This window comes from Aquimarina discodermiae (assembly GCF_040786235.1).
GTDB lineage: Bacteria > Bacteroidota > Bacteroidia > Flavobacteriales > Flavobacteriaceae > Aquimarina.
Genome location: NZ_JBFMKP010000027.1, coordinates 48110 through 61312, shown reverse-complemented (window position 1 = coordinate 61312; position 13203 = coordinate 48110). Strand labels below are relative to the sequence as shown.

The window sequence follows — 13203 nt, the reverse complement described above, 5'->3', positions numbered from 1 at the left end:
TTAAAATGACCCCGGCAATTACCGAATAAAATATTTCTTCTGGCGTATTGAACATATAAAAGCGTAACTCATTAGGATGTAAAATAGGTAATTTAAATTAAGGTTAACCAACAGCCTTAGTTTAGAGGCAAGTTCTGTTTTTTCTTCTAAAAGATAGTTGTAAAATCCATTATATAGGAAAACTCCAGAATAAAAAATGATCATAGCAGTACAAATCCAAAAGAAAGGTATTTGGAATAACTTCATATCTTCTTTAAATTCTAAATTGAATAATAATACAGAGGTCCAAATAATTAAAAAAACACATCCAATATTATAGATTATTCCTGGATAATCATTTTCAATTTCATAATAGAAAAATGTAAAGTATATAACCAGGAAAGTATAGATAAATAAAGCATAGGTCATAATGAGATGTAATCTCTTAGTTTTTACATATTTCTTTAAAAATGTAGATAAAATGATATACTCAAAAGGGATATAGATATAATAAAGTATGTTATGTAACGGTACTTCATAAAAATCTGTTATATCTACGATTAATTCTGTACATAACCCTACAATAAATAGAACTCTTAGATAAATAAGTCCTTTTATATTTGCTTTAGAAGCAATAAAACTTAAAGTCATTGCTGTAATAAAAAGTAAATAATATATAATATCAGATGTGCTAAACATTCATGGGCTATTTTAAGAGTTCATTAAATATATTGTTTTTTAATTCAGAATCGTTTTGATCTCTAATTCCTTCATTTGGTGGAATTAAATCTCTTATTTGTGCCATTTTTTTACTACCTCCTTTTACTTCATAAATTACAATATTTGGATTTGGAGTATCTGTTAGAAAACTGCCTGTACCGCCTATAGGTTCTCCATTTTTATCGACTCCAAACAATACAATAGATTTTTCACCTCCATAAATACAATTTACATATCGTATGCCTTCACATCCCTCTTGTTCAAGAATATGCATAAGAGTATCTCTACCATATATTCCAGAAACCACCTCATCATTTGGATTTTCAAGTATATCGTTGCTTATGGTTACATCACTATTTCTTTGCCTTATAGCAGTAAAAGTATCAAATACTTTTTTTTGAAGTAAGTAATAATCGGTAACAATTTTTCTACACAGTGCCATAGTGATCGGCATTCCTTTACCAGAAACTGCCGTATCATCAGGAATCTTGAAACTTATAGGGGTAGTATCATTAGGATTTTTTGGGTCATTAGCGATACCCTTACCAGGAATTGTTTTAAAGTTGCTCATAATAGTTGATTTAAAATTTAACAATTCTAAAGTAGGAATCCTTTTTGTATTGAGAATAAGTTTATCATAAATACCATGTTTTTCCGTCCAAATACAGGAAAACCCCTTTTTTAAATCTCCATTGTTTTCCTTTTGACTTATATAGCTGTTCTTCAGCAACTTTGTATAGTGCAAAATTAGAAGATGTAATCTCATTTTCTAAAACATCAAGACATCTATTAATATACTTAAATCAAACGTTATGAAAACAATAATCCTATTTATTAGCTTGACAATCATTTCTTTGGGATATACCCAAGAGAATTCGACTTTTGATCAATTGCACGGAATAGATATCGAATCAGAATTATATCTATCCTATGACGGAACAAATTTTTATTATACTACAGAAAAACCTTCTAGTAGTAATACAACACCTAACAAACTAGAAAAAGGAGCCGTTAAAAATTTTCAGGTAAGTAATAGTCAAGAAAACACCTTCAAAATGTTTCTCGGTTTTTATAATCCTTTACGAGCCAAAATTTCATTTACATCGAGTGAAATAGAGGATACTAATTATACAGCAATTACTGATTTTATAAATAATTTGCCATCAGATATATCTTCTATTGCTTCATCGGTTGCAGCTAGCACACCTGCTGCTTATACTTCTACTATAAAAAAGAGAAAGAATGGTTTAGAAAAAATTAATCAAAAAGTTAATAGTATATATTCTGAATCTGCTTTTATGTTTGATTGGATAACAATGTTTAAAACATCATTGGATAAGACCAAAATGCTAAATGTACAAGGTGAAGTTGAACCGTTGTTTTTAAATTCTCTTGACAGAATTATTAACGTGGTTAATGGTATTGAGAATATAGAAAAACACCTTTTTAAAGGAGTGTCAATGCGTTTTAATTCTAAATCTGAAACATTAAGTGTAAATACTTGGATAAAAAAATCGAATGAAATTTTAGCTACTTCAGATATAAACAATTTGGATGAATTTTCCTCTAAGCTTACTCTTTCTGTAAAGGTGGCCACCAAATTGTTAGAAAATCAGGAGCAGGCTGAGTCAAAATTAAAATCTCTTAAAAAATTACTTACCGATGATTTTATAATAATCAATAGTCTGTTAGATCCAAATGATTTAGACGTTAAAAATGGGGTGTTTAAGAACCTAACACAAAGTAAGATAGTTTTGATAGATGCAATAGTTTCTGAAAAACTAAAAGAATATGCACTTGCTATCGAAAAATTAACATCCCTAAACAAAAAACTAACTGATTTTACATCCCAATTTTCGAACCCAAAATATCCTAAAGGATATAAACTAATTACAGAGAATACATTTAACTGGAGCTTTGAAAAAGCACGACAATATAATATTGAGGGAACAAATATAAAGGATGACGAGCCAGATGAAGATAGCAAAAACAAGGTCATTTTTAAGGTTTTTAAAAGCCAGGGAAGATTAGCTTTGTTTGTTTCTGCTGGATTGTTTTATACTCCGTTTGAATATAAAAATTATGGTATATCAGAAGAAGGATTGGTAGCAGAAACTCAGGGAGACCCTGTGTATTTTAGACCAGCGGCCTATTTAAATTTTATGTTTAAACCCAAAAGAGGAGATATTTTGTATCCTTTAGTACAAGTAGGGGTTTCTCAGGGCTTAAAAACACCATTGTTTCCAATAGGAGCCGGGTTTTCTATTAGAAATAGGTTTTCTGTAACAGCTGGTCCCTTGTTGGCATTTCAAAATGAATTGGATCAATTATCGGTAGGAGCTACCGCAGATGATGTTGCGCTACAAGATGACATACAGTCTCATATAAGGGTGAGTTGGTATATTTCACTTAACTACAAACTAGGGAAATGATGGGAGGTAGAATCTACCATAGAATTGTAATATGGGGAGGCATATTATTATTTATCGTTTTGTCTTGTAAGTCAGAGAAAAAAGAAGAGCATATTATTTTAGAAGAATCAGAAAGTACGCAAGCTATTTCAATAGATTCTCTTGCATTAAAAACTCAAGGATTTTGTACACAAATGTCACCCTATAGTACAGATAAAATTGCCATATTTTATGAATATTTAAAGGATTCAAGCAATAATTATGATAAGACATTATTGGCTTGTGAATATTGTGAGTGGGTAGAAAATGAAGAACCTTTATGGCGTAATGATAACAAGAGTAGTGAATTGTCTGGTTGGCCTGGGGATAGTTATCAAAACAAAGAAGATTTTCTAAGTATTAAAGCTGCAATTTATGGTGATTTAATTTGGGACTATAACGAATTATATGTTGCTTTTTTAAATGGTAATGAAGTAGCACAAAACAAGGTAATGGAATATGCAAAGGAATGGGAGCAATGGTGTGCTGTTAAATTTAATTTTAATAGCCCAACAAGCTCTGCAGATATAACCATTTCTTTTGAGGACGAAGGATATTGGTCTTATGTAGGTACAAAATCCAAGGAACGTAACCCATCGATGAGTTTAACAGGTATCCAAAATGAAAACCCTGCTAACTTTAGAGGAACTGTTTTGCATGAATTTGGTCATGCCCTTGGTTTAATACATGAACATCAAAGTCCCGGCGCTAATTTTGAATGGAACGAAGATGTAGTTATTCAATACTATGCAGATAACTATGGATGGAGTGAGGAAGAAACAATTGCCAATGTAATTTATAAATATAGTTTTGATCAAATGAATCATGAAGATGTAACAGTATTTGACCCAGAATCAATTATGATGTATTATATCCCCAAAGAATTTATAAAATATGGATATGAATCTTTTGAACGCAACAATACCTTATCTCTAATAGATAAGAAGCTAATAAGTGATAAATATTACTAGAAATTAGGATGAATAGTTTACTACTACTTATTTATGTCAAAAAAGTTTTAGCACTTGCTAAAACTTTTTAAGTAGTTGGTAATGTGGTGATTTGTCATTGCTTATGCAATGAGATCTTCATTAATTGGTAATGGATCTGAAAGTTTTGTAGTATCTAAAAAAGGACTAGAAAATACATCTTGCATAGGCATGGATAAAAGAGAATTTCTAACTTTTTTCCACTTTTTAACATTATCTCCAAACATATGATTTACCAAGTCAGGAAAACTCCAATCAGCATTTTTACCCCAGTGTATGGTAAAAGGTATATTATTGTTTTTTAGGGCCTCAATCATTTTGGTACAATAGTTTTTTAGACTGATGATGTTTTCTTGATCGTTCCATTGTATCCCATCAATTTCTATCATACAAGTAAACGGAAATTTTGAAAAGGCCATCGTAGCTTCTGATTGCTTAATAAAACGCATAGCAAAGATCCCAGGTACAGGATGTTCTCTTGTAAGTTTAGCTAGTACTTCTAATGCTTTGGAAGAATTCGAATGATCGACACCAAAAGAACAGGCAAAAGCTTTTCCTTGGTAGCCTGCATCCCAGAAAATTTCAGATAATTTTCCTACGGTAGTTTTCTCTTCTTTTGGAAGGATAGAGGTTTTAAGAAGATTGATAAGCTTAGGAATCGCCTTTGGTAATTTTTCTGCTATTTTGATAAACAAGTATATAAGATCTAGATAAACAAACTCTTTCTGAAAAGGGATTGGATTTCCAAAATCTGCTTTATAATTTTCGTAGTATTTTATTTTATAGATAAACTCTACCGCATATTCCTTTTCATCTGTATTATAAGGATTCATGAAGATTTTATAATGAAAAGGGCGTGAGCCTTTAAAATCGGCTTGTGGAATTTTAGGGTCATAATTGCTAAAGTCTAAAGTGTCTGCAAGTTGAAGCGCTTCTTGTTTATCGATTTTTTTTACATATCTATGAAGAAGGTATAAATCCTCTGTTTCAATAACCACTCCATGTATAAACCCCATTGATCCTAATCCTACTAAAGCAGCATTAAATATGTCGTCATCCCGAATTATTCTGGTTTTATAACTTTTTAAGTAAGTGTCATTTAGTGCAGGTTTGGATTTTCGTTCTATATAGATATTATCTTCTGGATTAGGACCGGTAATAAGGTTGAGTCCTACTACATAATCCTGTACAGAACCAACATCGATAGTAGAACCGTGTACACCGGTAGAAATACATCCTGCAATTGTTTGACCGTTACTTGCTCCAGAAGTTTTTAGTGACTTTCCTCGTTGTTCTAGATGACGTGAAATTTCTTTAATTTGATTTCCACATTGAAACCAAAATAAATTATTGTGATTATAATTAGAATTCTCATGAAGTTCACCTTCAAAAATTGAGAATTTTAAATTCATAAAACTATTAAAATGCATACGATCCTTACAATGCGCTATATTAGACATAGACCATTTGGAGCCAATGGCTCGAAAACGTTCGTGATTATCGGCAGCTTCTTTAATAAGTTTCTGAATTTCTTGTGCAGCATCATTATATTTTTCACGCTTCGAAAAACGAGAAGATCCTTTTTCTAGTTTGGTAGTAAGAAATAGTTTTAAAGGAAAAGGGCCATTCTTATGTAAGGTGTCCCAACGTGTTCTTTCATCAATTTTTGTAGTAGCCATGTTACAAACTGTTTTCTTTTATACAAACATATTTTATTGATACTTTTTTCTTTCTTCCAAAAGTGATCGCATTTAATAAAATACCACCAAAAGTAGATCTGTACTCTACTGTATGAAGGGCTCCCGAGGGGCAGTTCGATATGTTAAAATAATGTTCTCTTGTAGTTAATTTTCGTGTAACTATGGTATCTAGTTCATACACATTATATCCAGCATATGCATCTTCTCTTTCGGTATCTGCGGGTTCCCATTGCCCATTTTCTACCTGAAACCTTATAGAATAGCAAGAGTTCATCATCAAAATAAGACTGCACCAAATTATTGTTCTAATCAAGAAAGGCATAGTGTTTTTTTTAGGATATACATCAAAAATAACTCGTTTCTAGGTATTTACAAAGAGGTAATTCTCCCTTCTTTAGAGAGGTTTTTCCCCCTTTCTATAAAATTATCTCTACCCAACACTTATTGTTAAATGTCATTTACAGATTGTATCGAGCCATTAACAGATAAAATTACAGTAGAAAAATGCTTGCCAGTACTTTTGAAAATAAAGGAAACTAAAAATATAAGGGATATGACGAAGCTAATATTACTGGGCATTGCAATTTTTTATGTAGTGTAACAAACCTATTCACAGTCATTAAAAAGAACAAATGATGATAAGAAATACTATCGAAAACATACAAACAACTAATTAGTAAAAAAGTAACACAGGTAGGTAAAGGTTTAATGGCTGATAGAGAAGATGTAGCAAATTTAGTTACCATTGATATTAGTACCGATAGTTTTAATCAAGACTAATTTTATAATAAGACAAATTCTTAATAATATATGACAACATAAGATGGTCCTGTACTCCTTAAATCACATTCATTTATCAATTCAGAAATACTTATTACTAAATAAAAAATGTCCATATTGGACATTTTTTATTGCATAAAGTTTGGTTTGATTAGGTTTTTAGAGATGTTTATGTAAGGTTTTTTTATATATATTATTGCTTTAGGTTAGTTAATTCAAATAGCTTATAATGTGTCAATTGAAATTTTTTTTAAGTTTTGTGATTTATTTTTTTTGCAACGACGAGATTCTACGTACGTCATTTAAAGCAGATTTGATCCGGACAAAGAGATTCGACAATTAATTAAAACTTAAACAAATAATTATAAATGAAAAAAATAGCACTCTGCTGTTTCTATTTTATTTCATTACAAAATCATGCTCAGCTTATTTCAGAAAAACAAAAGGTAGTAGATTCTACAGCTAGTTTTTTAGAGAAAACAGAGTTTAAGCTGGGATATTTCGGAAACGTACTCTGGAATCCAGGATTAAGTAGTGGGGCAGAATATGTGATTAGAGAAAAAATTAGGATCAAAGAAAGAAAAAGAGGAAACAAGACTGTTACAAAGCAGTTATTACTGAATGGTAATTTAGGTTTTTACTGGGATCCCCGAAGTCATGTAGGTGTTTTTACCGATTATGGGATCACTTGGCGACGCACCAATAACAAAGGAAAGCAAATTAGTATAGAGTTTAATCCCTTGGGATATCATCGCTCTTTTTTACCAGAAACTTATGAAGTGAAAAATGGAGAAGTAGACAAAGTATTTCTTCCAGGAAGAGGTTATTATGCTCCCTCACTCTCATTAGGTTTTGGTAGACTAAGAAAAGGTAGGAAATTAACAGCTAGTTATTTTAATATCAATTTTAAGCTGTTAACACCTTATAATACTGGATCTTTACCTATGGTTTCTTTTAACTATGGATATCGTTTTAAATTAAAAAAGAATAAAAAACATACAAAGGATGAGAAATAACTACTTAAAAATTGGATTATTTTTTGTATCGGCTTTATTCTTCATGTCTTGTGCAAAAGAAGATATTAATGATCTTAGTGATACATTTTATGTTCGTCATAAAGGAGCCGATATGCCCGCTCATATTTATGGAAATGCATCAGAAAAAGTGTTTTTGATTCTTTTGCATGGTGGACCTGGGGATAGTGGTTTGAGCTATCGTTTTGGTACCATCAAGAATAGGATAGAAAAATCTTGTGCAGTAGTATATTTTGATCAAAGAGGTTCTGGAATGTCTCAGGGAAGATTTTCTGAGAATGATTTTAATATTGATGTCATGACCGAAGATGTCATGGCTCTTGTAAAAGTGATTCAGCACAAATATGGAAATGATAGTCGTTTCTTTCTAATGGGACATAGTTGGGGAGGAACCTTAGGAATTGCTACGTTACTAAAAAATAACAATCAAGATTTTTTTAAGGGATGGATTAATGTTGATGGTGTGCATGATTGGAGACAACTTTATTTTGGTTATATAGAAAATTATAAGGTGTTATCTAAAGAGCAAATAGCATTAGGAAATAGGGTTGACTATTGGCAAAAGGTTTTAAATAAAGTAAAAACGGTGGATCCATTGAAACCAAACTTAGAAGATTTTTTTAAGCTTAATAGAGAAGCTTTTATTGCTGAAACAAATATAAGAAGGGATGGTTTCATAGTAAGTGATGATGACTATGAAAAAGAAATTGTAAATAATTATGTGTTCAAAAATAATTTGCTTACCACGTTTTGGAGTGGTGCAATGGCTAGAAATGTATTAATAAGAGAAGATATTTTTAAGAATTGGAGTTTTGAAGACAGACTTAATGAAATAAAAATACCTTCTTTGCTTTTATGGGGAAAACATGATGTAGTGATTCCTTATCAAATTGGAGAACGTATTTCTGTTAAAATGGGGTCTAAGTATAAAAAACACGTTCTTTTTGAACAATCGGGTCATTTTCCTGGGGGGACTGAATCACAAAAATTTGCAGATGAAGTAGAGGCATTCATTAGTATGAATAAATAGAGGCTATATTCATTTATTATTCCCCTAGGATTAGTTTGGTCTTGGGGGATACTTCAAAAAATAATTAAAACTGGATATATTTATAGTAAAGTTAGGAGAAATTTCTCTATTTTTTACAAAACATATTTAGTGATGAAAAAAATAACCGTTTTTGTGTTTCTATTGATAACGTATATGAACTTTGCGCAAGAAACCTGTGGTAAAGAAGTTATAGAGAATTTTATTCAGGAAAAACTAGGAGAGAGTAGGCAAAAAGAAGTACAAAATCAAAAAAGATATGAAAAAGCGGTGGGTAAGTTAGCCGTTCTTAATAAGTGGGATAAAAAAGCAGAGTTGGCATACCTATCAAAGGTGTTAACTTCAGAATCATATCAACAATCTACCAAAGTGAAATATACAATCATAAGTGAAGTAATGGATTTGCTTTCTACGGTTGATGCAAAGGCTTCTTCAGGAAATTGTAAAATATTGACATCATTACAAGATATGTTGCAAAAGGTGATTCAGAAAAATAATGAAGAGTGGAATAAATTGATAGATGAAGTAAATAGCGATTATGAAAAGGTGGCTGCTACAAAAGGAACATCACCAGAATCATCTGAACGAGAAGAGATAGAAGAAGTAACTCCTAATCCTTTGAGGCCAGTTGCATTCATTGGTACCTGGTTAGATACAGAAAAAGAAGAAAATTTTGTGTTTGCTCCAGATGGCACCGTGTTTAATCAAAAATCTGGAACCGATAACTTATATAATATGCGTTATTGGTATAGTAAAGAAGGAAAAATTTGTTTTACTTCTTCTGATGAAACCGAGGGAGGTATCTGTGTCCCTTATTTGCTTGATAACGATACACTATCAATGACTATTTTTGGAGATGAGATGAAGTATCAAAGAAAGTAGTATAGCTATTGGATTAAGAATATAAAATAAAAAACACACCAAGTAAAATACCAAATAGCGGGATTAATTTTTTTCTTTTGTTTTTTTCCTTAAAAACAAGCCCACCAATAACCACAGCAATGAGTATTTGACTTCGCTTTATAGCAGACAATAACATAATTAATGCTTCTGGATCTTGTAAAGCTTTAAAATAAAAATAATCCGCTGCTTGTAATAATACTCCAACAGCTGGTATGCTCCAACGCCATTTAAATTCTATTCTTTTTTGACGATAAGGAAACCATGTTAAAGATAAAATGATGAGTAGGATTAATACAGAGTACCAGCAAAACCAAAATTGTAAGGTTTGGGGGTTTAAAGCCAGATTCTGAATTAAAAACTTATCGTATAAACCACTAGAGGCTCCTAAAAATGTGGCACCAATAATAGCAAATATCCATTTATTTCTTTTAAAATTAATTCCCTCTTTTTTACCGATCCTAGAGTAGAGTAATACCGATAGAATGATAAGAAAAAAACCAATCCATTGTAAGAAGTTTGGTTTCTCCTGATAAATTAAAATAGCACCGATAAACGTAAAAAAGGGACCAGCAGAACGTATTGGAGTTACAATTGTTATAGGTAAATGTTTTAGTGCCTGATAGGCAAGTACCCAGGAACTTGCCATGATCATTGATTTTATAAAGATGTAACCATGAGTTTTCCAGGAGATTTCTGCGATATGAAACCCAATTTGTTGAGTTAATTCTGGAAAATAAAAAGATAGTATTGAAAAAGGGAGGAGTGCTAAAAACCCTGATCCAATGGTACCCAATAATACAGGAAACACTTCATTTCCTTGCACTGCATGTTTTTTACATAAATTATGTAAACCCAAAAATAATGCTGCCAAAAGGCCTAAATACATCCACATGGCCGCGAATATAGTTTTTTAAATCTTTACCGCAATTTGAACACATTGGTATTTAATTAGGTTAGGAGTAACCTACTTGTGATACAGTTATTTATAGTATTATTTTTTTATCTGTTAATAATGCTATCACCAGTTTAATTAAAACAGGATTGATTAGCTCTGCCAGTTTAAGTTCTAGCGAGTCTATTGTATTTAATACTTGTTTATTCAATTCAAATTCATTGAAAACCAATACATTTTGTTTTCAGTTTTTAAATAAATTGATGAATTTAGATGACCTCTTAAAATTAGAACTAGTTATAGAGCGTGATATTCCTATAAAGAGTTTGCTTTATCAAAATTTATGACGAAAAGTTATCCGACTTTACTATTACAAGAGGAAGATAATGTTACCACGATTGCTTCAGGTTATTTTGATCTAAAAACCGTAGAAAGTAAATTAATGTAATTAGATAGCTCTGTTATAAAAACAACAAGACAATAACCACAATTATTGTAAAATAAACAGAGATTGTTAGCAAAAATACAACAAAAGAAAATTGTAAGAAATATGAAAAGACTCTGTAATTACTACATGTTTACAACGTTTTAAACCAATTTTATTAGCTACGTTTACTACTGTTTTAGGTTTAATTCCTTTGTATTTAACAGATTGTAAAAAAAGCTGGAATTTTAGTGGGGTTAATTGGGCAATTTTATATTGTAATTATTACTGGTATTGTGGTAGGTAAATATATTAATCAAACACACAATAATTCTTAAGCCATATAATGATATATAGTGTTTTTAGAAGTTATGTTAATACATCTTGTTTGATTTTATTTCCTAAGTAAACAAGTTTGGTTCCTTTTTCAATTTTTAACTCTCCATTAAAAGTACCAATAGTTTCTAACTGATTGTTACCATGTTTCAAAAACAAAGGAATAATATCCTTTTCATTTTTGGTATATGTAATGAGGTCATGAAAATCGTTTTCTGATTCTATATGTATCTCACGTATATTTGGCTTTTTTCTAGCCAATTCTAGTAACGATAAATAATCATTTGTATAGGAGAACAAACCTTGATGTTTAGTTTGATTACTAATTTCGTCTTTTGTAGCAATACGATATGCACCGTTTTCACCAAATTGCTTTTTAAATTTATCAATAGCAAATTTATTAATATCGGTATTACCAGTTAAAGCAATTAAATAACCAATATTATTTAATTCTATATTGTCTATTAATTCATCAGAGTATATATCCACGTTCAATGCATCTAATCCCAATTGCTTTGCGTGATTTATATTGGTTTGATTGGTGTCAATTAGCACTACTTGTTTTTCATTTTCGTTTAGGTATTGAGCAATTATTCGTGATGCTTCAGAAGCTCCTATGATTAATATTCCTTCTGATTTATTTAGAAAAACACCAGCTATTTTTGCAAACAATCTGGCAGTAGTTGCATTTAACAATACGGTCCCCAACACAATCATAAAAACCAACGGAGTTATATAGGCCGCTCCCGGAACACCATTTTTAGCTAATTTTAATCCAAATAATGAAGCAATACCTGCTGCTACAATACCTCTAGGGCCTACCCAGCTTATAAATAATTTTTCATTCAATTTTAAGGTAGAATTTATTGTAGAAGCAAATACACCCAAGGGTCTTATAAAAAAGACGACAATTGCAAAAAGTAATAATGTTTTCCAGTTAAAAATTAGTACCAGATCATCAAAGTTTATATTTGCAGCTAGTAAAATAAAGAGTATCGAAATAAGTAAAACGCTTAATGACTCTTTAAAATATAGTAGTTCTTTTAAGTGAGGGAGTCCAGAGTTTCCTAACACCATACCCATAACAACCACCGATAATAAACCAGATTCATGAGCAAAGGCATCTGACAATACAAAAACACCTAAAACAGAAGCTAGAAGTACTACATTTAATAAATAATGAGGAATTAGTTTTCTTTTGAGTGCCATACTAAAACCATGAGCAAAGGTAAAACCAAATGTAACTCCAAATAAAATAATCTTAGCAAACTCTATAAATGCTGTTTTTGTATAGGTACTTCCGCCACCTACACTAATAAATTCGAATACCAAAACTGCTACAAGTGCACCAATAGGATCAATTAAAATTCCTTCCCATTTCAAAACTGCAGCGATATCTTTTTTTAAAGGGATATTTCTTAGAATGGGAGTTATTACCGTAGGTCCTGTTACAATAATAAGCCCAGAGAAAAGAAAAGAAATTTCCCAACTTAGGTAAAATATATAATGAACAGCAATGGCAGCTCCAAAAAAGGTTACAGCAGAGCCCAACGTAATTAATTTCGTAATTGCCGGACCAACATTTTTTACCTCACTCATTTTTAAGGTTAGTCCACCTTCAAATAATATGATACTAATAGCAAGTGAAACAAAATAGAACAAGCTTTCACCAGGAAATAGCCCTCTATTACCATTCCAGATAGGTTCGATTAATTTTCTTCCATCGGCAGTTAGAAATTCGGCAGCAATAGGCCCAACAAATAAACCGATTAATATTAACGGTAAAATTGCGGGTAACCTAAATTTCCATGCAACCCATTGCGCGAGTATTCCTAAAATAATAATTCCTGCTAATTCTACCATACTATATAATTTATGCTAACATAGACCAATATATTCAACTATTTAAAAGTATACAAATTAAAAAAAAATATGAAACTTTTTATTG

The 13203-nt window shown here is 31.0% G+C and carries 12 protein-coding genes; 6 read left to right on the top strand and 6 right to left on the bottom strand.

Annotation, left to right across the window (positions count from 1 at the left end; genetic code table 11):
- Nucleotides 1-18 precede the first annotated feature (18 nt).
- Both ABW636_RS17080 and ABW636_RS17075 read right to left on the bottom strand, forming a co-directional pair.
- Complete coding sequence (locus ABW636_RS17080) at nt 19-678, bottom strand: hypothetical protein (RefSeq protein ID WP_367591283.1); 660 nt, start codon at nt 676-678, stop codon at nt 19-21.
- Between the two features lie 7 nt (nt 679-685).
- Nucleotides 686-1270, bottom strand: a complete 585-nt coding sequence (locus ABW636_RS17075; protein WP_367591282.1) for a hypothetical protein — start codon at nt 1268-1270, stop codon at nt 686-688.
- A gap of 241 nt (nt 1271-1511) precedes the next feature.
- Between ABW636_RS17075 and ABW636_RS17070 the strand changes: the two genes are divergently transcribed.
- Together ABW636_RS17070 and ABW636_RS17065 are read left to right on the top strand one after the other, a co-directional pair.
- On the top strand, nt 1512-3131 hold the full coding sequence (locus ABW636_RS17070) for a hypothetical protein (RefSeq protein ID WP_367591281.1): 1620 nt from the start codon (nt 1512-1514) through the stop codon (nt 3129-3131).
- Nucleotides 3128-4120, top strand: coding sequence for a M12 family metallopeptidase (locus ABW636_RS17065; RefSeq protein WP_367591280.1), 993 nt, complete (start codon nt 3128-3130; stop codon nt 4118-4120). The genes ABW636_RS17070 and ABW636_RS17065 overlap by 4 nt, the downstream gene beginning before the upstream one ends.
- 101 nt (nt 4121-4221) lie before the next feature.
- Here ABW636_RS17065 and ABW636_RS17060 read toward each other — a convergent pair whose 3' ends face one another.
- The gene (locus ABW636_RS17060; protein WP_367591279.1) at nt 4222-5817 is read right to left on the bottom strand and encodes an FAD-binding protein; all 1596 of its coding nucleotides are present in this window, start codon (nt 5815-5817) and stop codon (nt 4222-4224) included.
- 1 nt (nt 5818) lies between these two features.
- Nucleotides 5819-6151 carry a hypothetical protein gene (locus tag ABW636_RS17055; RefSeq protein ID WP_367591278.1) on the bottom strand — a complete coding sequence of 111 codons (333 nt, stop codon included), beginning with the start codon at nt 6149-6151 and terminating at the stop codon, nt 5819-5821.
- 835 nt (nt 6152-6986) lie between these two features.
- Between ABW636_RS17055 and ABW636_RS17050 the strand changes: the two genes are divergently transcribed.
- The 3 genes from ABW636_RS17050 to ABW636_RS17040 all read left to right on the top strand — a co-directional run bounded on the left by ABW636_RS17050 (nt 6987) and on the right by ABW636_RS17040 (nt 9582).
- Nucleotides 6987-7634, top strand: a complete 648-nt coding sequence (locus ABW636_RS17050; RefSeq protein ID WP_367591277.1) for a hypothetical protein — start codon at nt 6987-6989, stop codon at nt 7632-7634.
- Entirely contained in the window at nt 7624-8682 is a 1059-nt protein-coding gene (locus ABW636_RS17045) for an alpha/beta fold hydrolase (protein ID WP_367591276.1), read from the top strand. The genes ABW636_RS17050 and ABW636_RS17045 overlap by 11 nt, the downstream gene beginning before the upstream one ends.
- 132 nt (nt 8683-8814) lie before the next feature.
- The gene (locus ABW636_RS17040; protein ID WP_367591275.1) at nt 8815-9582 is read left to right on the top strand and encodes a hypothetical protein; all 768 of its coding nucleotides are present in this window, start codon (nt 8815-8817) and stop codon (nt 9580-9582) included.
- 13 nt (nt 9583-9595) lie between these two features.
- Here ABW636_RS17040 and ABW636_RS17035 read toward each other — a convergent pair whose 3' ends face one another.
- Entirely contained in the window at nt 9596-10495 is a 900-nt protein-coding gene (locus ABW636_RS17035) for an EamA family transporter (protein WP_367591274.1), read from the bottom strand.
- An 89-nt stretch (nt 10496-10584) separates the two neighbouring features.
- Between ABW636_RS17035 and ABW636_RS22585 the strand changes: the two genes are divergently transcribed.
- Nucleotides 10585-10842 carry a hypothetical protein gene (locus tag ABW636_RS22585; RefSeq protein WP_445012696.1) on the top strand — a complete coding sequence of 86 codons (258 nt, stop codon included), beginning with the start codon at nt 10585-10587 and terminating at the stop codon, nt 10840-10842.
- A gap of 446 nt (nt 10843-11288) precedes the next feature.
- Here ABW636_RS22585 and ABW636_RS17030 read toward each other — a convergent pair whose 3' ends face one another.
- Nucleotides 11289-13118: a cation:proton antiporter gene (locus ABW636_RS17030; protein WP_367591273.1), complete on the bottom strand. Its 1830-nt coding sequence runs from the start codon at nt 13116-13118 to the stop codon at nt 11289-11291.
- Nucleotides 13119-13203: the final 85 nt, after the last annotated feature.